This is a genomic window from Ruegeria sp. BHSC037, assembly GCF_059613045.1.
This window is the reverse complement of the sequence record NZ_JBXWRT010000009.1, coordinates 140,491-161,397: the sequence shown is the minus strand read 5'-3', so window position 1 is coordinate 161,397 and position 20,907 is coordinate 140,491. Positions and strand designations below refer to the sequence as shown.

The 20,907-nt window shown below is 62.0% G+C and carries 24 protein-coding genes and 1 tRNA gene; 10 read left to right on the top strand and 15 right to left on the bottom strand.

Annotation, left to right across the window (positions count from 1 at the left end; genetic code table 11):
- Positions 1–285 precede the first annotated feature (285 nt).
- Positions 286–1,539, top strand: a complete 1,254-nt coding sequence (locus AC2FMN_RS11070; RefSeq protein ID WP_496688188.1) for a DNA polymerase IV — start codon at positions 286–288, stop codon at positions 1,537–1,539.
- Here AC2FMN_RS11070 and AC2FMN_RS11065 read toward each other — a convergent pair whose 3' ends face one another.
- On the bottom strand, positions 1,540–2,400 hold the full coding sequence (locus tag AC2FMN_RS11065) for an N-formylglutamate amidohydrolase (protein ID WP_496684297.1): 861 nt from the start codon (positions 2,398–2,400) through the stop codon (positions 1,540–1,542).
- Positions 2,401–2,548: 148 nt separating this feature from the next.
- Here AC2FMN_RS11065 and AC2FMN_RS11060 point away from each other — a divergent pair.
- A tRNA-Val gene (locus AC2FMN_RS11060) sits at positions 2,549–2,623 on the top strand.
- An 81-nt stretch (positions 2,624–2,704) separates the two neighbouring features.
- Complete coding sequence (gene ykgO, locus AC2FMN_RS11055; protein WP_005648635.1) at positions 2,705–2,830, top strand: type B 50S ribosomal protein L36; 126 nt, start codon at positions 2,705–2,707, stop codon at positions 2,828–2,830.
- A gap of 18 nt (positions 2,831–2,848) precedes the next feature.
- On the opposite strand, the gene AC2FMN_RS11050 is transcribed toward ykgO, so the two are convergent.
- The gene (locus AC2FMN_RS11050; protein ID WP_496688186.1) at positions 2,849–3,115 is read right to left on the bottom strand and encodes a hypothetical protein; all 267 of its coding nucleotides are present in this window, start codon (positions 3,113–3,115) and stop codon (positions 2,849–2,851) included.
- A gap of 434 nt (positions 3,116–3,549) precedes the next feature.
- Between AC2FMN_RS11050 and AC2FMN_RS11045 the strand changes: the two genes are divergently transcribed.
- The 3 genes from AC2FMN_RS11045 to AC2FMN_RS11035 all read left to right on the top strand — a co-directional run bounded on the left by AC2FMN_RS11045 (position 3,550) and on the right by AC2FMN_RS11035 (position 5,741).
- Positions 3,550–4,563, top strand: a complete 1,014-nt coding sequence (locus tag AC2FMN_RS11045) for a Fe(3+) ABC transporter substrate-binding protein (protein ID WP_496688184.1) — start codon at positions 3,550–3,552, stop codon at positions 4,561–4,563.
- Positions 4,564–4,671: 108 nt separating this feature from the next.
- Positions 4,672–5,226: a helix-turn-helix domain-containing protein gene (locus AC2FMN_RS11040; RefSeq protein ID WP_496688182.1), complete on the top strand. Its 555-nt coding sequence runs from the start codon at positions 4,672–4,674 to the stop codon at positions 5,224–5,226.
- On the top strand, positions 5,223–5,741 hold the full coding sequence (locus tag AC2FMN_RS11035) for a GNAT family N-acetyltransferase (RefSeq protein ID WP_496688180.1): 519 nt from the start codon (positions 5,223–5,225) through the stop codon (positions 5,739–5,741). The genes AC2FMN_RS11040 and AC2FMN_RS11035 overlap by 4 nt, the downstream gene beginning before the upstream one ends.
- Here AC2FMN_RS11035 and AC2FMN_RS11030 read toward each other — a convergent pair.
- The 4 genes from AC2FMN_RS11030 to AC2FMN_RS11015 all read right to left on the bottom strand — a co-directional run bounded on the left by AC2FMN_RS11030 (position 5,738) and on the right by AC2FMN_RS11015 (position 9,305).
- Entirely contained in the window at positions 5,738–6,376 is a 639-nt protein-coding gene (locus AC2FMN_RS11030) for an AAA family ATPase (protein ID WP_496688178.1), read from the bottom strand. The genes AC2FMN_RS11035 and AC2FMN_RS11030 overlap by 4 nt on opposite strands.
- Positions 6,373–7,149 carry an ATP-binding cassette domain-containing protein gene (locus AC2FMN_RS11025; protein ID WP_496681957.1) on the bottom strand — a complete coding sequence of 259 codons (777 nt, stop codon included), beginning with the start codon at positions 7,147–7,149 and terminating at the stop codon, positions 6,373–6,375. Before AC2FMN_RS11025 ends, AC2FMN_RS11030 begins: the two co-directional genes overlap by 4 nt.
- A complete protein-coding gene (locus AC2FMN_RS11020) occupies positions 7,149–8,222 on the bottom strand; it encodes an ABC transporter permease (protein WP_496681955.1) in 1,074 nt (357 codons plus the stop codon). The genes AC2FMN_RS11025 and AC2FMN_RS11020 overlap by 1 nt, the downstream gene beginning before the upstream one ends.
- A 114-nt stretch (positions 8,223–8,336) precedes the next feature.
- Positions 8,337–9,305: a sugar ABC transporter substrate-binding protein gene (locus AC2FMN_RS11015; RefSeq protein WP_496681953.1), complete on the bottom strand. Its 969-nt coding sequence runs from the start codon at positions 9,303–9,305 to the stop codon at positions 8,337–8,339.
- Between the two features lie 305 nt (positions 9,306–9,610).
- Between AC2FMN_RS11015 and AC2FMN_RS11010 the strand changes: the two genes are divergently transcribed.
- A complete protein-coding gene (locus AC2FMN_RS11010; protein WP_496688194.1) occupies positions 9,611–10,735 on the top strand; it encodes an ROK family transcriptional regulator in 1,125 nt (374 codons plus the stop codon).
- A 51-nt stretch (positions 10,736–10,786) separates the two neighbouring features.
- On the opposite strand, the gene AC2FMN_RS11005 is transcribed toward AC2FMN_RS11010, so the two are convergent.
- On the bottom strand, positions 10,787–11,263 hold the full coding sequence (locus AC2FMN_RS11005) for a GNAT family N-acetyltransferase (protein ID WP_496681951.1): 477 nt from the start codon (positions 11,261–11,263) through the stop codon (positions 10,787–10,789).
- Positions 11,264–11,575, bottom strand: coding sequence for an ETC complex I subunit (locus tag AC2FMN_RS11000; RefSeq protein ID WP_149777332.1), 312 nt, complete (start codon positions 11,573–11,575; stop codon positions 11,264–11,266).
- A gap of 160 nt (positions 11,576–11,735) precedes the next feature.
- Between AC2FMN_RS11000 and uvrB the strand changes: the two genes are divergently transcribed.
- Positions 11,736–13,922, top strand: a complete 2,187-nt coding sequence (gene uvrB / locus AC2FMN_RS10995; protein ID WP_496688176.1) for an excinuclease ABC subunit UvrB — start codon at positions 11,736–11,738, stop codon at positions 13,920–13,922.
- Positions 13,923–13,955: 33 nt separating this feature from the next.
- On the opposite strand, the gene AC2FMN_RS10990 is transcribed toward uvrB, so the two are convergent.
- The gene (locus tag AC2FMN_RS10990; protein WP_496688175.1) at positions 13,956–14,573 is read right to left on the bottom strand and encodes a hypothetical protein; all 618 of its coding nucleotides are present in this window, start codon (positions 14,571–14,573) and stop codon (positions 13,956–13,958) included.
- 222 nt (positions 14,574–14,795) lie between these two features.
- Between AC2FMN_RS10990 and AC2FMN_RS10985 the strand changes: the two genes are divergently transcribed.
- Positions 14,796–15,503: an ORF6N domain-containing protein gene (locus AC2FMN_RS10985; protein ID WP_496681943.1), complete on the top strand. Its 708-nt coding sequence runs from the start codon at positions 14,796–14,798 to the stop codon at positions 15,501–15,503.
- Here AC2FMN_RS10985 and AC2FMN_RS10980 read toward each other — a convergent pair.
- The 5 genes from AC2FMN_RS10980 to AC2FMN_RS10960 form a co-directional block, all read right to left on the bottom strand.
- Positions 15,500–15,853 carry an MmcQ/YjbR family DNA-binding protein gene (locus AC2FMN_RS10980; protein WP_496688173.1) on the bottom strand — a complete coding sequence of 118 codons (354 nt, stop codon included), beginning with the start codon at positions 15,851–15,853 and terminating at the stop codon, positions 15,500–15,502. The genes AC2FMN_RS10985 and AC2FMN_RS10980 overlap by 4 nt on opposite strands.
- A gap of 64 nt (positions 15,854–15,917) precedes the next feature.
- Entirely contained in the window at positions 15,918–16,145 is a 228-nt protein-coding gene (locus AC2FMN_RS10975; protein ID WP_496681939.1) for a hypothetical protein, read from the bottom strand.
- Between the two features lie 177 nt (positions 16,146–16,322).
- Complete coding sequence (locus AC2FMN_RS10970) at positions 16,323–16,778, bottom strand: excalibur calcium-binding domain-containing protein (RefSeq protein ID WP_496681937.1); 456 nt, start codon at positions 16,776–16,778, stop codon at positions 16,323–16,325.
- Between the two features lie 63 nt (positions 16,779–16,841).
- Complete coding sequence (locus AC2FMN_RS10965) at positions 16,842–17,249, bottom strand: universal stress protein (RefSeq protein ID WP_496688171.1); 408 nt, start codon at positions 17,247–17,249, stop codon at positions 16,842–16,844.
- 72 nt (positions 17,250–17,321) lie between these two features.
- Positions 17,322–17,642 carry an antibiotic biosynthesis monooxygenase family protein gene (locus AC2FMN_RS10960; RefSeq protein ID WP_149777133.1) on the bottom strand — a complete coding sequence of 107 codons (321 nt, stop codon included), beginning with the start codon at positions 17,640–17,642 and terminating at the stop codon, positions 17,322–17,324.
- Between the two features lie 152 nt (positions 17,643–17,794).
- Between AC2FMN_RS10960 and AC2FMN_RS10955 the strand changes: the two genes are divergently transcribed.
- The gene (locus tag AC2FMN_RS10955; protein WP_496681930.1) at positions 17,795–18,460 is read left to right on the top strand and encodes a hypothetical protein; all 666 of its coding nucleotides are present in this window, start codon (positions 17,795–17,797) and stop codon (positions 18,458–18,460) included.
- A gap of 43 nt (positions 18,461–18,503) precedes the next feature.
- Here the strand turns inward: AC2FMN_RS10955 and AC2FMN_RS10950 are convergent, their stop codons facing one another.
- A complete protein-coding gene (locus AC2FMN_RS10950) occupies positions 18,504–20,789 on the bottom strand; it encodes a glycosyl hydrolase family 28-related protein (protein WP_496688169.1) in 2,286 nt (761 codons plus the stop codon).
- Positions 20,790–20,907 lie beyond the last annotated feature (118 nt).

Sequence of the window (20,907 nt, the reverse complement as noted above, 5' to 3'; positions counted from 1 at the left end):
CTCGTTCCGCGCCGAATTGTCCCTGTGCCCGAAAACACACATGCGAAACCTCGGTTTTGCCCGGAGCGTCAAAACCCTGTCAAAATAGGCATTTTCGCGCGATTCTGGGCCAGAGACACTCCCCGACGGACTGCGACTTCCTGAGGTCCGTTACCTCCCCCCGCGCATCGGCGGGGGGTCTTCTTTCTCCTTCCGGAACTCTTCGGCCAACCGCTTTGATCTGGCGCGCGGGCTACGATAGGGTACAGCTTCTGGTTCATCGTCATGCTGCGCATGGAGAATGTGATGCCCGGTCTCTGCCGCGATTGCCTGACCCGTCTGGGTGACGAACGGCGCTGCCCAAACTGCGGCAGCCCGCGGGTTCTGCGCCATCCGGAACTTTTCGACCTGACCATTGCGCATATGGACTGCGACGCCTTCTATGCCTCGGTCGAAAAGCGTGACAACCCCGGGCTGGCGGACAAGCCGGTGATCATCGGCGGCGGGCGGCGCGGGGTGGTGTCCACCGCCTGCTACGTGGCGCGCATCCGCGGCGTGCGCTCGGCCATGCCGATGTTCCAGGCGCTGAAGCTGTGCCCCGACGCGGTGGTGATCAAGCCGCGCATGTCGGTCTATGCCGAGGTCTCGCGCCAGATCCGCGCGATGATGGACGAGCTGACCCCGGACGTGGAGCCGCTGTCGCTGGACGAGGCCTTCATGGACCTGTCGGGCACCCAGCGCCTGCACGGCGCGCCGCCCGCGGTGATGCTGGCGCGGCTGGTCAGGCGGATGAAGCACGAACTGGGCCTGACCGGCTCGATCGGGCTGTCGCACAACAAGTTCCTGGCCAAGGTGGCATCCGATCTGGACAAGCCGCGCGGCTTCTCGGTGATCGGCAAGGCCGAGACGGCGGATTTCCTACATGACAAGCCGGTAAGGTTGATCTGGGGCATCGGCCCGGCCGCTCAGGACTCGCTGGAGCGGGCCGGCATCCGCACCTTCTCGGACCTGCTGCGTTGGGATCAAGAGGCGCTGACAGCACGGTTCGGCGCGATGGGCCATCGCCTGTGGCATCTGGCGCACGGACAGGACAAGCGCCGGGTCTCGGCGCACACGCCGATGAAATCCATCAGCAACGAGACCACATTCTTCGAGGACACCTCCGACCCTGACATTCTGGACGGGCATCTGTGGCGGATGGCGGAAAAGGTGGCCGACCGCGCCAAGGCCAAGGCTCTGGCCGGGCGGGTGGTGACGCTCAAGCTGAAACGGGCCAACCACAAGATCCTGACGCGGCGCGTGTCGTTGCGCGACGCAACCCAGATTGCCGACCGGATCTATCGCACCGCGCGCGGCCTGTTCGATCAGGTCGGCGATCAGGGGCCGTACCGCCTGTTGGGTTGCGGCTTGTCAGATCTGTGTCCGGCGGAACAGGCCGATGCCTTGGGCGACCTGCTGGATCCCGGCGCCGCCCAGCGCAGCAAGGCCGAACGCGCTGCGGACGAGATCCGCCGCAAGTTCGGCAGCGATGCAATCGTGAAAGGGCGTGCGCTGCGCTAGCTATTCCGCGGCCAGACGCTCGGGCTGTGCCCCGATCCGGGCGATATCGGCGATCACTCGCGCCAGAACCGCGCGGAACGAGTCAAAGTCGGCGTTGGGTTCGATCGTAGATTCATCCATGTAGAGCGCGCGGTCGATCTCGATCTGTATGGCGTGCTGATTTCGCGCCGGACGGCCGTAGGTCTGCGTCACGTAGGCCCCCGCAAACGGCGTGTTGCGGACCACGGTCAGCCCGGCCGAGACAAAGGCCGCTTCGATCTGATCCACGATCACCCCCGAAGCCGACGCACCGAACCGGTCACCCAGTACAATCTCCGGGCGGCGCCCATGCGCGGTTCCGGCCAGGGCCACCGCCTCGTGCGGCATCGAGTGGCAGTCGACCAGAATCGCCTGCCCGAAGGAGCCGATCGATTCAGCCAGCAGTGATTTCAGCCGGGCGTGATAGGGCCGCCAATAGGTGTCGATGCGCAGACGGGCCTCATCCATGGTCAGCTTGCCGCTGTATATCGCGCGGCCATTTGCCACCACCCGGGGAATCACTCCCAACCCCGAGGCAACGCGCGGATTGTGCCCCGACCGGCGGGCACCCATGATCAAGGCCGGGTCAAGCTCGTCTGCGCTGCGGTTCAGATCCAGAAAGGCCCGTGGCATCTGCGCGGCGATCAGCGGCGCGCCGTGATCCGGGGCCGATGCAAAAAGCTGATCAACGAAGGCATCCTCGGACGAACGAATCACGTCGCGGTTCAGAATCGACCGCTCAAGGAAAGGCTGGGTATAGTTCCGGCCGCTGTGGGGCGAGGAAAACACCACGCACGAGCTGCGTTTCGCGGGCATTTCCAAAGCATATGCGGTGCTGTGCATGTCCACTCCCTCTTTCCGAACAACATAGACCGGAAAATTGTTCGACCAAACCCCTTGAACCCCTGCGCGACTCCTTTTATAGAGCGCTCCACCGGCGCGGGGTTCCGCGCCCCATTTCGTTCTGGGGCGGATCTCGCAAAGGGAAAGTGGGCGGTTAGCTCAGCGGTAGAGCACTTCGTTGACATCGAAGGGGTCACAAGTTCGATCCTTGTACCGCCCACCATCTGTTTCACTGTTTCGGGTCTGACCCGGGGCACCCGCTAACCCAGGCGCTGGCCCGCGCCGCAGGAACTGGAGATAGGCCATGAAGGTCAAGAACTCGCTCCGCTCGCTCAAGAACCGGCACCGCGACTGCCGGGTCGTGCGTCGCAAAGGCCGCGTCTACGTCATCAACAAGACGCAGCGCAAGTTCAAAGCCCGCCAGGGCTGAGGACGGCGAAACACCGTTTCAAGAAACCGCGCCTTTGGGCGCGGTTTTTTTTTGTGCTCGATCTTCCCCGCGGCCCCGCCCGAGCCCCTTCCGCACGAGCCATGTGATGCAACAGACCGCCATCGCGTAGGGGGCTGAAGCGAACAACGCGAATCCTGCCTCTATCGGCCAGCTGATGCCCAACCGTTCGAGTGAAAAGACCATGCGCTCCGCCCGCTCCCGCAAATGTGGAACAACGCTGCGCATCCGCTCATCGGTCGTGAAACCGTCAAGATCCACGCTCATTGCAAGCAGTGCAAGATCAAGTGCGAAGTCGCGCCACCACGAAAAAGGATGGTCAGACCAACGACGAGCAACAAGCCCCGGGTGAACCCGGTCGGAAAAAAGCGAGCAATCTGACGCAATGCCAGACCGGCCCCGCGACAAGCCCGAAAAGCAACAGCAGCGTCACGGCTTCCAGCAACACTTCGACTATTTCGAGAGCCCTTCCGCCATTTGCGCCGAACCGACCTGACGCCGGCGCTTGCCGCTGTCCGGCGGAGCGGCTCTACCAATTGGCTCCAACATGGTTAACGAACTGGTTAACCCCCACGAGCGCCGCGGCATTTTTGACCAAGTAATTTTGTCAGATTTCCTTGCATCTCGTCCGAAATCGTTTAATTGAGCAAATCAGTCGGGAAATACCCGCTCCTGAGATTCGACAACTGGGACCAACACAGATGAAAACCAAGCGCTTTATCGCCGCCGCCCTGTCGGCCCTGATCGCCGGATCGGCCGCCGCCGAAGGCGAGCTGAACCTGTACTCCTCGCGTCACTACGATACCGACGAGCGCCTCTACACCGATTTCGAAGAGGCCACCGGCATCAAGATCAACCGCATCGAAGGCAAGGCCGACGAGCTGATCGCACGGATGGAAGCCGAGGGCGCGAACTCGCCCGCCGACATCCTGCTGACCGTGGACACCTCGCGCCTGGCGCGGGCCAAGAACGCGGGCCTGCTGCAGGCGGTCAACAGCGACGTGCTGGAAGAGCGCATCCCCGCCAACCTACAGGACGAGGACAACCAGTGGTTCGGCTTCTCGCAGCGCGCGCGCATCATCTTCTACGACAAGAATGACGTGACCAACCCGCCGGCAACCTACCTGGACCTGGCGAATCCCGAATACAAAGGGCTGGTCTGCATCCGCTCGTCGACCAACACCTACAACCAGACGCTGCTGGCCTCGATCATCACCCATCACGGCGCCGAGAAGGCCAAGGAATGGGCCGCGGGCGTGGTCGCCAACATGGCGCGTGACCCGCAGGGCGGCGACACCGACCAGCTGCGCGGCATCGTCTCGGGTGAATGCGAGATCGCCGTGTCGAACTCCTACTACTTTGCACGCGCCCTGCGCAAAGACGTCAAGGGCCTGTCGGACAGCGTCGACATGATCGGCATCCAGTTCCCGTCGCAGGACGCGGAAGGCGCGCATATGAACCTGTCGGGCGCCGGTGTCGCGGCACATGCTCCGAACAAGGACGCCGCCATCAAGTTCCTGGAGTATCTCGCCAGCGATAAAGCGCAGGTTTATTTCTCGAACGGCAATGACGAATACCCTGCCGTTCCCGGCGCGCCGCTGGCCGAGAACGTGGCTGCTCTGGGTGAGTTCAAGGCCGACGACGTGAACCTGTCTGAAGTCGCCAAGAACATCCCCGAGGCCCAGAAGATCTTCAATGAGGTTGGCTGGAAGTAAGCCGCCATCATATCGAGCAGCTCAAGGGGCGCGGCAAACGCGCCCCTTTTTATTTTATTTATTTCTGTTACTTTTCTCATTATCGAAAATGTTTCCCGGATATGACCAATGCTTGACTGCTTGTCCAGCCGCCTCGCCCGCCACCTGAGCGACCTGCGCCGCAGTCGGGGCTGGTCGCTTGAACAACTCGCCCAGACCAGCGGGGTCAGCCGAGCCACTCTGTCTCGCATGGAGAAGGCCGAGGTCAGTCCGACAGCCGAGAATCTTGGCCGGTTGTGCGCAGCCTACGGACTGCCGATGTCGCGCCTGTTGATGATGATCGAGGACAGCTTCGACCCCAAGGTTCCTTACGATCGGCAGATCGAGTGGCGCGACCCCGAAACCGGGTTCACGCGCCGATCAGTGTCGCCGCCCTCGGCGGGGCTGACAGGCGAGGTCCTGGAATGTCACCTGCCGCCCGGCACCACGATCGCCTATGACGCGCCGCCACGATCCGGGCAGGAACACCACTTGGTCGTACTGGATGGCGCGCTGACCCTGACGGTCGATGGCACGCCCCACGCGCTGAACGCGGGCGACTGCCTGCGCTATCACCTGTCCGGCGCAACCCGTTTTGAAACCGAGGCGTCCCGCGGCGCCCGCTACATTCTGGTGCTGATATGATTACACGTCTGACCGAAACAACTTTTGACCAGGCGGTGGACGATCTGGCGGATATCCTGCACGGCTGCGTGCATACCGGCGCCAGCATCGGGTTCATTTTGCCGTTTTCCCGTGACGCCGCGCGCGCCTATTGGCAGGAGCGCGTGCGCCCCGGGCTGTCAGCCGGAGAGCTGGATCTTTTCGTAGCCCATGATGATGGACGCATCCAAGGGACGGTTCAGCTGATTCCGGCTGCGATGCCCAACCAACCGCACCGCGCCGATGTGGCCAAGCTGCTGGTGCATCCCGACGCACGGCGGCGCGGGCTGGGCCGCGCCTTGATGGGTGCCCTGCTAGAGCGCGCCACCGAACTTGGCCGAACCCTGTTGGTGCTGGACACGCGCAGCACCGACCCCTCGCGTATCCTGTACCAAAGCCTGGGGTTTAAAACTGCCGGAGAGATTCCCGGCTATTGCCGCAACCCGTTCGAGCCCGTGTTCGAACCAACCACCTACATGTACAAGGCGCTTGGCTAACGCAGCACTAGGTCGGCCGAGCCCGAGTTCTGCACCACGCGCCGGGCGTTGGGAATGTCATTGGCGAAGGCTCGGCGCTCGGCTTCGTCGCGAGGCAGGCCCAGCCCGATCCAACGGTCCAGCAAGCGCGCCTCCAGCGTGGGCAATGGCACGTCCAAAAACACGGTCAACGCCCACAGGTCGCGCAGATCGCGCCACCCCGGTTCGTCCAGCAGGAGATAATTTCCCTCTACGATCACCACCTTCTGGTCGCGGGTTACGAACGAACAGGCGGCGATGGACTTGTCGAGCACACGGTCGAACTCGGGCACGGCGACCTCGTCTTCGGCCTGGAGGCGGCGCAACGAGGCATGAAAGCCCGGCAGGTCGAATGTCTCGGGCGCACCCTTGCGCGGCAGCAGATCGCGCGCCGTCAGAATCTGGTTGTCATAGTGGAAACCATCCATCGACAGCAGACCGGTCGGAATGCCGCGCACCTGCAGCGCCTGTTGTGCAAGCGCGGCCACCGTGGATTTCCCCGCGCCCGGCGGCCCGGCCACGGCGACAAGCTGGCGCGTTTCACGGCCCGCCAGCCCGGCTGCGGCGTCGGCGATCCGCTCGGCCAGCGCCTGCGGCGATGACCCTGCAGCCGTCATGCCGCGCGATCCTGTTCCGGCGGCTCTTTGGCGCCCGTCATGAACGCCACGGCATCGGACATGGTGTAATCATTGGGGTCGATCACGCAGAGCCGCTTGCCCAACCGATGCACATGGATGCGGTCGGCCACTTCGAACACATGGGGCATGTTGTGGCTGATCAGAATGATCGGAATACCACGCGATTTCACGTCTTGGATCAGCTCCAAAACCCTCCGGCTTTCCTTGACACCAAGCGCCGCGGTGGGTTCGTCGAGGATGATGACTTTGGATCCGAACGCCGCCGCCCGGGCCACGGCAACGCCCTGACGCTGTCCACCCGACAAGGTCTCGACCGCCTGGTTGATGTTCTGGATCGTCATCAGCCCCAGTTCGTTCAGCTTGTCGCGGGCGAACTTCTCCATCGCAGGGCGGTCGAGCATCCGGAATACCGAGCCCAAAGGACCCTTGCGCCGGATCTCGCGCCCCATGAACATGTTGTCGGTGATCGACAGGGCGGGCGACATGGCCAACGTCTGATAGACCGTTTCGATCCCGGCTTCGCGTGCGTCGATGGGCGAGTGGAAATCGACCTTGCGCCCTTCCAGCCAGATCTCGCCCTCATCCGGGGCGACGGCACCGGAAACCGCCTTGATCAAGGTCGATTTACCTGCACCGTTGTCGCCGATCACGGCCAGGATTTCGCCCGGCATCAGGTCGAAATCGCAATGATCCAGCGCCGTGACCCTGCCATAGCGTTTGACCAAGTTGCGCCCTTTGAGAATGGGTTCCATCACGCTGCTACCTTTCTGATCCACTGGTCCACGGCCACGGCGGCGATGATCAGCATACCGATAAGAAGGAAGGTCCACTGCGCATCCGCACCCAACAACCGCAGGCCGAGGGTGAACACGCCCACGATCAGCGCCCCGAACAACGAGCCCAGGATCGACCCGCGCCCCCCGAACAAAGAAATGCCTCCGATCACGACGGCGGTGATGCTTTCGATGTTGGCCAACTGCCCCGAAGTGGGCGAGACCGAGCCTATGCGCCCGATCAGCGCCCAGCCGGCAAAGGCGCAAATCAGCCCCGAAAGCATGTAAACCGACATCAGCGTTCGATGCACGTTCACGCCCGACAGCTCGGCGGCCTCGGGGTCGTCGCCCACGGCATAGACATGGCGGCCCCACGCGGTATGCCGCAGCGCATAGGCCAGCACCAGGATCAGCACCAGCATGAAGATCACTCCGACCGTGAACACCGCCCCGCCGACATTGATTTTGGCGCCGAACAGCTGAAGGATCGGGGCGTTGGCCTCGATTTCCTGCGACCGGATGGTTTCATTCTGTGAATACAGGAAGTTGGCGGCCAGTACGATCTGCCACATGCCCAGCGTCACGATGAAGGGCGGCAGCTTGACCCGGCTGACCAGGAATCCATTCACCGCGCCGATTGCGGTCCCGATGGCCAGACCGCACAGGATCGCCACCGTAGGCGGCAGCCCGTAGCGGAAAGTGAACTGGCCCATCACAACCGACGACATGACCATGATCGCGCCCACGCTCAGGTCGATCCCGGCTGTCAGGATCACGAGACTCTGGGCGGCGGCCACGATGCCGACGATCTGCACCTGCTGCAGGATCAGGGTCAGGGCAAAGGGCGAAAAGAACTTGGCGCCCAGCAAGACGCCGAAAATCAGGATCGCCGCCACCAAAACGATCAGCGGCACCAGCGACGGGTTCACATGTAGAAAGTGTTGGACCGTCCCCATGAACCCGCGGTGGTGATCTTCGAATTCGGCAACCTGTTCCGGGCTGCCTTTGGCTGCGGCTTCGAAATCGTCGGACTGTCTCGATGTGTCGGACATCAATGAGGTTCCCCCATGCGTCAAGCTCCCGTCTTGGGGCGACTCTAGCAAAATTTCGGGTGAGGTCGTGGTTCAATTCAGGGGCCGCAGCGCGCGGCCCCTGAAGGGATCAGATCAGCCCCAGCAGAGGTCCATGCCCTCTTTGACCGAGATCGACTCGACGCCAGCGGCTGGCTTGTCCGTCACCAGCGCAACACCGGTGTCATAGAAATCTTTGCCGGGCGTGTTCTCGGGCTTCACGCCCTCGTCGGCCCATTTCTTGACCGCCTCGACGCCAAGCGACGCCATCAGCAGCGGGTATTGCTGCGAGGTAGCGCCGATCACACCGTCGGCCACGTTCTGCACACCGGGGCAGCCGCCGTCGACCGAAACGATCAGCACATCGTTTTCGCGGCCGATGGCCTTGAGCGCCTCATACGCACCGGCGGCAGCCGGTTCGTTGATCGTGTAGACCACATTGACCATCGGATCCTTGGCCAGAAGGTTCTCCATGGCCTTGCGGCCGCCCTCTTCGTTCCCGGCGGTGACGTCATGGCCCACGATGCGCGGGTCGGTCTCGTCGCCCCATTTGTTCGGGTCGCCCAGGTCAATGCCGAACCCCTGCAGGAAGCCTTGGTCGCGCAGCACCCCGACCGAGGGCTGGCTGACTGCCAGGTCCAGCATGGCGATCTTGGCGTTCTGGGCTTCGTCCCCCAGTGTGGCCGCGGCCCATTTGCCGATCAGCTCGCCGGCCAGAAAGTTGTCGGTGGCAAAGGTTGCATCGGCCGCGTCGATCGGCTCCAGCGGTGTATCCAGCGCGATGACCAGCACACCCGCGTCGCGCGCCTGCTGGACGGCCGGGACGATCGACGAGGTATCGGATGCGGTCAAGAGGATACCCTTGGCGCCATCCAGAATGCAGGTCTCGATCGCCTGCACCTGCGTTTCATGGTCGCCGTCGATCTTGCCGGCAAACGCCTTGAGCGTCATGCCCAGCTCTTCGGCCTTGGCGGTGGCCCCCTCTTTCATCTTCACGAAGAAGGGGTTGGTGTCGGTTTTGGTGATCAGACAGACCGTGTCCTGCGCGGCAGCCGCGCTCGCCATGGCTGTCAAGGCCAACGCGGTCGCGCCAGCAAATGCTGAAATTTTCAAAGCTTTTCCTCCCGTTATCTCCGACGCCCGCAGACGTCTTGGGCAAGCGGGCGAAATTCGATCCGCTCCCATGAACAAAACCATCAGGCAATTCCCGATTCCTGTCAATAATTAAATCACTCTTAATTATTATTGACACCCCACGGCCCACACCACATTCTTGCAGGAACAAGGAGCACCCCGTGACCGAGAAACCCGCAATCGAGACCGGCCCCTCGCACCGCCCGTCAAACGTGCGCGGGACCAACCAAAGCGGCATGCGCGCGCGCAATGAAAAACTGGTTTTGTCGCTGGTCCGGCGCCATCAGGCGCTGGCCAAGTCAGAATTGGCGCGCATGGCCGGCCTGTCGGCGCAGACCGTCTCGGTCATCATGCGGCAGTTGGAAAGCGACGGGCTGCTGTTGCGCGGCGAGCCGCAACGAGGCAAGGTCGGACAGCCTTCGGTGCCGATGCGATTGAACCCGGACGGTGCCTATTTCCTGGGCCTAAAGGTCGGGCGCCGCAGCTCGGAGATGGTGCTGACCGATTTCCTGGGGCGGGTTCGCGACCGGTCCCGAACCACTTATGACTACCCCACCCCGCAGCAGACGCTCGATTTCGCAGTCCGGTCCCTGACGCACATGACAGAGGCGCTGTCCGAACCCGCACGCGCGCGAGTGGCAGGCTTGGGCATCGCCATGCCCTTTTACCTGTGGGACTGGGCACAGATCCTGCAGGTCCCGCAGGAAAAGATGGACCCATGGCGCATGGCCGACCTGCGGGCCAGCCTTTCGGACATCTGCGATGTTCCGGTCTATGCCCAAAATGATGCGACGGCCGCCTGCGGCGCGGAACTGGTATTCGGCCCAACCGAAGGACCGCGGGATTTCCTTTATTTCTATGTCGGCTATTTCGTCGGCGGCGGCGTTGTGTTGAACGGGTCCATCTTTGCCGGCCGGGGAAACGCCGGCGCGTTGGGGCCGATGCCGGTCTCCGTCGGGTCGGGGCCGGTACAACCCCTGATCGAGGTGGCCAGCCTGTATGTCCTCGAACGCGCGTTGGCGGCCTCTGGTTGCGACGCATCGGGCCTGTGGCATTCGCCCGAGCACTGGACCATTCCCGCCGACCTGCTCGAGCGGTGGCTGAATCAAGCGGCACACGGTCTGGCCCATGCCATCCTGTCCAGTTGTAGCTTGATCGATTTCGAGTGCGTCAAGATCGACGGCTGGATGCCGAATGCGGTCAAGTCCCGGCTGATTACGTTGGTTCGGGACCGCCTGTCCCGGCTGAACCTGACCGGGCTGGAAGCACCGTCGATTTCGGCCGGTTCGGTCGGACCGGACGCCCGCGCGTTGGGCGCCGCCAGCCTGCCATTGTCGGACCGATATCTGGTCGAGACGTGAAGCGGCCCTTGAACATGGGCTGTCGAATGTGTCGTCGGGTCACCCGGCCGATCAGGACCGGGGCACAAGATCCAAACGCATGAATGCGCTGTTGGGATCGTGATGATATCCAAAGATTGGGCCGCAATAGCCGTAGCCCAACGCCTCGTACAGTTTGCGAGCAGCGTCATAGTCCGGAAGATGCGCCGCGCCGGTTTCCAGAACAAGCGCTGCAAAGCCTTCTGACCGGGCGATTTCAGCCAGATGCTCCATCATCCGGCGGGCCAGCCCCCGGCCCCGCGCCTGCGGCAGCACATGCACCGATTTGACCTCGGCCGTGCCATCGGGCAGCGCCTTGAGCGCCCCGCAGCCCAGCACCTGATCGTCCTCAAGGATCGCCCAGAACCGGATGTCCGGCGCGGTCAATGCATCAGGTTGCAGCGTATGATTGCTCTCTGCAGGGCCGGCCCACCGGCTGTGCGCGACATGGGCCTCTACCACCGGACGCAATGCATCCGATGTCGGATCGGCCGGACAAATCCGGATCATTCAGTGGGTCCAGGGGCCGCGCCGGTCGGTGGCAAAGTTTTCGCCATATCCGCGCGGGCGGATATTGGGTTTGCGCTTGTGGGGCTCGACGACCTGCGCGTCGATGCCGTGTTCCCGCGCATAGTGCAGCGCCTCTTCCTTGGTGTCGAACCGCAGGCGCACCTGGGTCTGGGTGTCGCTGGAAGATGTCCAGCCCATCAGCGGATCGACCTCGCGCGCCGAGGCCGGGGCGTATTCCAGAACCCATTTGCGGGTCTTGGCCATTCCCGACGTCATTGCGTTTCGGGCAGGCTGGTAAATCCGTGCGCGCATGTCGCCTCTCCATACTCGGGTTGTCGCGCCCGTTTATGCGTCAGAGCGCGGGCGGCGACAAGATTGCAATTGCCGCAGGGCGATGCAAATGACCCGCCCGGCGGGGGTTGCATGCGGACAAAATAAGAACAAATGTAAGGGGCCGAAGCGGAGCCTGCCCATGCCCTATGCTCATTCCGACAAGACCCAGCTGACTGCCGACGACGTGCGCACCCGCCTGAAGCTTGAGGGCGGCAAGCGTTTCGTGATGCACACCGAATTCGCCCCTGCAGGCGACCAACCCACCGCGATCAGGGAACTGGCGCAGGGCATTCTGGACGGCGAGCGCAACCAGGTGCTGCTGGGCGCCACCGGCACCGGCAAGACCTTCACCATGGCCAAGGTGATCGAGGAAACCCAGCGCCCCGCCATCATCCTCGCCCCCAACAAGACGCTGGCGGCGCAGCTCTATGGCGAGTTCAAGGGCTTCTTCCCGGACAATGCGGTCGAATATTTCGTCTCGTACTACGACTACTACCAGCCCGAAGCCTATGTGCCGCGCAGCGATACCTATATCGAAAAGGAATCGCAGATCAACGAACAGATCGACCGGATGCGCCACTCGGCCACCCGGGCGCTGCTGGAACGCGACGACGTGATCATCGTGGCCTCGGTCTCGTGCATCTATGGCATAGGCTCGGTCGAGACCTACGGGGCGATGACGCAGGATCTGAAGGTCGGGAACGAATACGACCAGCGGCAGGTGATGGCCGATCTGGTGGCCCAGCAATACCGTCGCAACGATCAGGCCTTCCAGCGCGGCAGCTTCCGGGTGCGGGGCGATTCCCTGGAAATCTGGCCCGCCCACCTCGAGGACCGGGCGTGGAAACTCTCGTTCTTCGGCGAAGAACTGGAACAGATCACCGAGTTCGACCCCCTGACCGGCGAGCGCACCGACACGATGGAGCAGATCCGCGTCTATGCCAACTCGCACTACGTCACGCCAAAACCGACGATGCAGCAGGCGATCCTTGGCATCAAAAAGGAGCTGCGCCAGCGCCTCGACCAACTGGTGGGCGAGGGCAAACTGCTGGAAGCACAGCGGCTGGAACAACGCACCAATTTCGACCTCGAGATGCTCGAGGCGACCGGCGTCTGCAACGGGATCGAGAACTATTCCCGCTACCTCACCGGCCGCGCGCCGGGTGAACCGCCGCCGACCCTGTTCGAATTCATCCCCGACAACGCCATCGTCTTTGCCGATGAATCCCACGTCAGCGTACCGCAGATCGGCGGCATGTATCGCGGCGACTACCGGCGCAAGTTCACGCTGGCGGAACACGGGTTCCGCCTGCCCTCCTGCATGGACAACCGTCCCCTCAAGTTCGAGGAATGGGACGCCATGCGCCCGCAGTCCATCTTCGTCAGCGCCACCCCCGCGGCGTGGGAGCTGGAGCAGACCGGTGGCGTTTTCACCGAACAGGTGATCCGCCCAACGGGCCTCTTGGATCCCGAGGTCGAAATCCGCCCCGTCGAAATGCAGGTCGACGACCTTCTGGACGAGGTGCGCAAGGTCTCGGCCAAAGGCTATCGCACGCTGGTCACCACGCTGACCAAACGCATGGCCGAAGACCTGACCGAATACATGCACGAACAGGGCATCAAGGTCCGCTACATGCATTCCGACATCGACACGATCGAGCGGATCGAGATCCTGCGCGACCTGCGGCTGGGCGCATTCGACGTGCTGGTGGGCATCAACCTGCTGCGCGAGGGGCTGGACATTCCCGAATGCGGTCTGGTCGCGATTCTGGACGCGGATAAGGAAGGCTTCCTGCGCTCGGAAACCTCGCTGATCCAGACCATCGGCCGCGCCGCCCGCAACGCCGAGGGCCGCGTGATCATGTATGCCGACCGCATCACCGGCAGCATGGAGCGCGCGCTGGAGGAAACCAACCGTCGCCGCGCCAAGCAGATCGCCTATAACGAGGAACACGGCATCACGCCCGAGACGGTGAAGAAGAATGTCGAGGACGTTCTGGCCGGTCTCTATGCTGGCGACGTGGACATGAACCGCGTCACCGCCACCATCGACAAGCCGATGCACGGCGCCAACCTCGAGGCCCATCTGGACGGGTTGCGCGAGCAGATGCGCAAGGCGGCCGAGAACCTGGAATTCGAAGAAGCCGCCCGCATCCGCGACGAGATCAAGCGGCTGGAAGCGGTCGACCTGGCCGTCGCCGACGACCCCATGGCGCGGCAGTGGGCGGTCGAGAAGGCCTCGGAAGACGCGGTGCGGTCGCAGGGGCGGTCAACGGCCGGACGGCCGGGGCAGCGGGGCGGAAATGTGAAGCGGAGGAAGCGGTAACTTGGGTGTTAAGCCTCCGCCTCCGTTCAGTAACTACAACACAACACGCTGTATTCCGTATGTCTGCCGCTTCAGTTCATCGCGAAACACATCAAGGCGGCACATTCTGACCGCCTTTTTCACGTAGGTAACGTCAGAGTTTGCTCGGTGAGCAAGTGTCAGCGCGTCAAGCTTCGGGTCGAGCAACGCAAGCCCACACTGAAAGAAAACGGCCCCCAAGTTAGCTTCATATTCTTCTTTCGTCGGCGGAATGTTGGCATTACCGCTGGGTGTTGAATAAAGCTTAAAGTTTTTCACCACTGCCCCTCGGGCATGATGATCCAGCGCCAAATGGGCAAATTCATGTGCCAACATGAAGTTGGACAACTTGCACCCAGAGTCTGCGTTTTCTAGTAGCTTTTCATCTACTACGAGCGCAGCGCTGTCCCCAAATGCCACTACACCGGCTTTGCGCTTGTAGTCCTCTTCGTTCTCGGTTCGGTACGTTTTGATCTTCACTTCGCCGTTGCCATCGTCGTCCGCGAGCCAGTTCCAAAACTCGGTCATCCGAAAGAACTCGGCGTCTTCGCAGTATAGACGTCGGTATGCGATCATTTCACGGAAGAGGCTAACGGCCTCTCGTGTGGTCAAGGACTGCTTTTTTACCTTCATCAATTGCCCACCTGCTTTAAATCGCACGCCACAGAATCACTGGCCTGTACTACCTAAGATACACCACATATCGGCCTAACAACAACCTGTGGATAAGAAACCTGATAAACTACAATATGTTGTGGGGCAGGATGGGCTCTTCTGGCGAGCCATTCCACCCTTGCCACCCACCTTCCCCTCCTCCACGTTTGAAATCACAAATTGTGATTCCAAACGAGTGCCATGACGAACGCCAAAAACCTGCCCTCCACGCATGAGGTCCAAAGCGCCATTCACCGGGTGCGTGGTACCCGCGTGGTGCTGGCCGAGGATCTGGCCCGGTTCTACGGAAAATCCGTCAGCGCCTTCAATCAGGCCGTCGCGCGCAACAAGGACCTGTTCGAGGGCTACCGCTTTCAGCTGACCGACGCCGAGGTGGCGGATTTGATATCACGGAATGTGATTTCAAAGCCCAAAGGCCGCGGCGGGCGGCGGGTCAATCCGTGGGTCTATACCGATTACGGCGTGGCCATCGCCTCGACCCTGTTCAAGGATCCGCGCGCGATCAAGATCACCCGCATGATCACCGAGGCCTTCGTCGACGGCGCCAACGCCCTCGCTGAAACCCCGCGCAGCGCGCCCGAGATCCTGCCGCCAGAAGGCACTCCCGCCCCGCTGCTGCCCAATGGCGAGCAGTTGCGGGCGCTGGCCGAAAACATCCTCGATTCCGGGCAGCAGAGCCTGGTCGATTACATCGCCAACCCCACCACCAAGCGCCAGCAGGCGGTGGCGGTGATCATGAAGACCCTTGCCGAAACTGCAGGCGAAGAGGTGCGCACCCAGCACGAGCGTCTGCGCCTGCGCATCGCCGAACGGTTGGCTGCGGGCGACTATGCCGATGACGATGACCGCAAGCGGCTGATCGAGCTGCTGCAGGCGATGAAGGGCTAAAGCCCCAACTCGGCCCGCATCTTTTTCGTCAGCTTGGCCACGACCATCTCGTAGGACGTCACGATGCGGTCGCGCAGGGACGGGTCGCTCATCCCGCGTTCGTCGTAAACCTGCAGCCATTTCATGCCGCGCGAGGCCAGGTAGGGCGCGGGCCGGATGCCGGGCTGATCCTGCAGTACTTCGTAGGTCAGATCGGTGGCCTTGAAGGTAAATGCATCCTTGCCGTCGTTCCAGCCGCAGATCGCGAACACCTTGCCGCCCACCTTCCACACATCCGCATTGCCCCAATGCACGACGTGGCTCGTGGCCTTGAGAGTGGCGCAGAAGGCGTTGAATTCGTCTCGGGTCATGGGGCGCAGTGTCACCGACCCGCTCAACACTGGAAAGCAGGTAGCGTTGGCCATGCCAAAGGGATCAGCCCTTGTCCCAGTGCGCCACCACATCAAAACCGGCCGGCGAGGGCGGTCCTTCCATGAATTCGGCGAAATGGCCCCACAGCTCGGCCACCTTCGGCGCATTCGCGTTCGAGGTTTCCTCGCTCTCGACCACCGAAATCACATATCCGCTGCCGTCTTCGTTCATCACGTTGGTAAAGCAATGCATGCCGGGCATGCCCATTATTTCGGCCTTCAATTCATTCATTTTTGCCGTGGCCGCCTCACGCGTTCCAGGCTTCATCTTGAATTGGGTTATTCTTGCAAACATGGTGTTTCTCCCTGTCTGTGGGCGAAATTGCCGCTTGCAGCTTAGCATACACGGGCAATTTTCCGTACAGACACAGGCAGAACGATCTCTGCATGCGGACGAGACAACCGCAGGTCAATCCACTTGGGGACGAACGAATTTGGCAGCGCCAATCTTACGTTGAGTTTGGCTGTTGGACCGGTCGGGCCTCGGCGCGACCGATTGAACTGGCGCCGGCGCGTTGAACCGATCTGTCGCGCCGGTTTCGCAGGCGATCCCGTTGCCATCGGGGTCGTTGCGCTCGTGATACCCCAATTGCCCCTTGCGCATCGGGCCAAGCCCGACCGAACGCGCCGCCTCGCAGCCCGCCAGCGCCCAAAGGTGCATCATCGCACCGGTGCGGTCATACTCGGACGTGCGCAGGTAGATACCCAAGGCGATGCCCGCAACGGTCACCGGCAGGGTCAGCACCATGAACAGGATGCGCCACGGTGAAAGCGCCCGCCGCCGCGTGGCGTCCGCCCTGCGTTGCCGCCGCAAGGCACGTCTGTCGGTAGCCGAGCCTTGGGCGGCCTTCGTTTCATCGATCATGCGCCGTTTCTGAACCAACACTGTGGCAATGCCGTGGCGCCGACACCGAACCGGCCCACGGCGTCAACGCACCACATGCACCGCGCATTTGGCGTGGCGCACCACATGGGTCGCCGTCGACCCCAGCAGCAGATCCTGCATGCCGGGCCGGTGCGAGGCCAGAATGATCAGGTCAGGCTTGTTGGACTCGGCCCAGTCAAGGATCGTACGGCCTGAATGACCCTCAACCACGACGCCCTTGGCGTTTGGCAGCTTTGCGGCCAGGGTGTTGAGCTCGTCCTGGATCGCCTTGCGCGCCTCGGTCAGATATTCTGCCGGCATATAGGAAATCGCATAGTCGGGAATGTGCTCGACCACATGCAACAGCGTCACCTTCGCATCCGGTGTCGCCAGGATCTTCGCCAGTTTCAGCGGCGCCGAGGTGTCACGCTCGACATCGAAGGAAATCGGGACAAGAATATTGTGATACATGGCTCGCGCCTCCTTGAGTTTCGCCGGCAGAATGAAATGCCCGGCGGAAACGGACCTTGATCCAGGTCACGGTCAGTCGAAAGTTTCGGCAACGTCGTACATCACCGGCTCGAAACTTTTGCACAGTTCGTTGATCCGACGGTTGCGCTCTCGCATCTCAGGTGTCCGCAGCATGGCCAGAAAGTCCTCGCGCCGCCGCCACTGGGAATAGTTCGCGATCCGCGTCTGGGCGTCGTTGACATGCAAGCCCGCGGCAATGAACCCGGGCTGCTTGGAAATGAAGTTCGCATAGGCGTCCGTCAGCGCTTCGAGCAGGTCCTGGCATGTGCCCGGCGTCATCTCGAACGTGGTGATAACGGTCTGAACATTCGCATCTTTTGAAATCCTGGGCATCTTGCTCCTCCTGTTTTGAGATCAAGATTATCACAGCTTTTCGTAAGGTCTCGGTTTTCCTGCATTGGCGGGAACGCCCCGGTTCAAGTGGTATTCAGAAAAATGAAAGCAAAGCTAACACTCTGTTAACCAAGATTGACGAATTTGCCTTCATGACCCGTTTGATCGCGCTTCTGCTCTCTTGCCTTCTTGCGTCCGGCCCGGCGCTGGCCGGTGCCTGGCTGCGCGAACAGAACAACGCGTTCACGGCCCTGTCCGTGACCGGGTTCCGCGAAGAGGATGGCGCGACCGCCTACAAGACGTCGCTGTACGCCGAATGGGGGCTGCGGCCGAACCTGACCATAGGGTTGGACGCCGAGGAACACCGCGATCTCTACGGCCATGCGCTGGTGTTCGCGCGGGTTCCCGTGGCGGATCTCGAAGAGGCGGGGCGTTTTGCCGCCGAATTCGGCATCGGCGCCCATCATCGGCAGCTTCAGGCCTGGGCGATGTACAAGGCGACATTGTCGTGGGGAAAAGGGTTCAAGACCCGGGTCGGCGGAGGGTGGATGGCGGTGGACGCGTCTTTTGAATACCGAACCCACGAGGCGGTGATCCGAAAGCTGGACTTTACCGCAGGCCTGTCCTCGCCGCGGCGCATCGACCCGCTGTTGCAGGTCGAAACCTCTTATGTGTCCGGGCGCCCGTTCTATTGGAGCGCCCGGCCATCCATCATGTATCGCCCGAAAGACGGCCCAAACACCTGGCTCGTGGGGCTCGAGAAGAACTCGTTCAAAGAGTCGGTCGGCCTCAAGCTATCCCTGTGGCGCGATTTCTGATCGCAGGCGACCGGCAGCGCTGAGACTGCCGGTCAACGGACGATCACCTCTCGACGCGCATGACCACAGTGACCTGACCACTCAGGCTTTCTGGCCACCGCAACCGCACCCGATCCTCTGCGCCACCCTGTTGCAATTGCACGTAAGGGGCCGCATAGCGAACCGCGCCCAGCGATGACTTGAGCGCCGCAACGGCCACGACACTGTCGCAACCGCGGGCCTGCCCGCCAAAGGGCAAGGCGCCACCGGAATCGACCAACCAGGCTTGTGCGGCCGAGTTCTGTTCGTGGCGCACCCGCAGAGGGTTGGCGGTTTTAATGGTCACGTTGTGATAGGTATTGTTGGCGAAGGTGACGTTGACAAAGCGGTCTGGGTCCAGCCCGGCAAAGCTGGTGTCGACGCGATCCACCCGATCGATCTTCCCATTGGCGGTACGGAACTTGTTGCCCGTAACCGTCAGCCCGTTCAGGAAGTGGCCGCTCCCATAAGGCCGGATCACGATATAGCTGAACCAGGCCGCGACATCGCTGCTGTAGAAGATGTTGTCCGTGATGCTCATGGCGCTGAACGAAAAGCCCGAGGCATAGTCCGGCGCGGCATCTCGTTCGTTGGTCCATTCGACAAAGCAGTTGTCAATGTAATTCTCGGCAATGGCCGAGCTGTTGTACGTGCCGATCATGACCAACCCGGCGTTCCGCACCCCGTTCGGAACGCTGTCCCCCTGAAAGAAGTGGTTGCCTAGAACAAGGTTGTTGTCGCCGCCCAGCACCGCAAAGTGATGGAACCGCACCGCCCGGTTGTGGCGCAACTTGACGTCATTGGCGTTGGCATTCAGCGCGATCGAACTGCGCTCCGGCACATCAAGGGCCTCCTCGCTGGACAGAAACTGACACCCGTCGATCAGCATCCCCTGGCAGCCCACCCCGATCGAGGTGATGCCGCGATCCTTGGGCCGGCTGACGAAACAGTTCTTCAATACGAAGGTGTTGCCACCCGGTGCCAAGCGAATGCCGCTGGACCGGCCGTTGCACTGGAATTCGATGTCTTCCATGCCGAATTTCTGCAACGCGCTGAAGCCGCTGAAGTCCAGCAGATACTTGAAATCCACGAAAGTGTAGGTCTGTGTTCCGGCGGCGTCATGGATCGGAGCGTTCAACGTGATCTCGTCCGCGCCTTCGTTTTTGGACCGCACATAGATTTCGCGTCCGACGCCGCTTCCCTGGACTAGGGCGCCGACCGGAATGTTGGCAACGTTTGCCACGTTGGTCAGCCTGTATGGATCCGCCGGATCATAGGTCGCGGTCGAGGTGAACGTCTGGGTATCCCACGCAGTGCTGTCCTTGACGTCGAACTGCCCGTTTCGGATCACGCGGCGGGTGGAATAGCTGGAGCGGTTTGGCACGGCGGCCTGCATGTCGATGGGGGCCGAGACCGAAATCTTGCGGCCGCACAGATCCAACGACTCATGATCGACGTTGTTCAACAGCGCCTGAAACGCCTTCTTGAAGGCAAGTGTTTCGTCGCCAAACGCTGTGACATAGGTCGACAGGTCGAAATTCTTGGTCAGCAGCAGCATCCGGTCATCGGGCATAATGACCGTACCTTCGAAATCGACCTCCGAGTCCAGCCCCACGTCCTGCCCAAGGTAATAGACGCCCTCGGGCACATAGACCCGGCGGCCGTTGGCGGCTTGATCGGCGGCCTCGAAAGCCGCGGAATCATCGGTGACCCCGTCGCCCACGGCACCGAAATCGCGCACGTCCACCAGGCTGATCATGTCGCGCAGAAACACGCCGGTCACGTCGGTGATCTCGATGTCATCGACGCGCACCACGGCCCCGTTGGCGCCTTCGATATCCAGCCCGAAATGCCCATAAATGGCCGACATGCCCCACGGCATGTCAACGCCGGAGCGCTGGCCGGTGCCGACGATGGCCGTGATCTCGTGAACCAAGCCATAGGCCGTCAGTTGCGTGGCAGGCCCCTGTTCAACCAGTCCCGGAACATGCATGTCGCCGGCACCGCCGGCCCAACCGGCAATCCGTACTTGCGGCAGCGGACCGCTGACCGCCTTGACCCGTGCCTTGATCTGCAAATAGCACCCTGGCAACAGCGGTGTCTGTCCCATATAGCGCAGCTGCTGGATTGTATTGACCTTCAAGATCTCCAGGCACCCGCCGAAATCTGCATCCGCCGGCACGAACGCCCCCGAACCCGATCCATCGTATGTGGGCGTACCGGGCGTCCCGTCGCCGCTTGACCATACATCCAGACCATTCGCGAATTGCGGCGGCATGAACACGATGCCGTCGGTGATTGCCTTGTTCATTGAATACCCTTTCCCAATCGCGCCACGCTCCAACGCAGCACAGACCCATTCCCCGGCCCGGATGTTTCCGGACACGCGGGCTTGAGATATCGGAAAGGATTTAACCGCCGCTCACGGC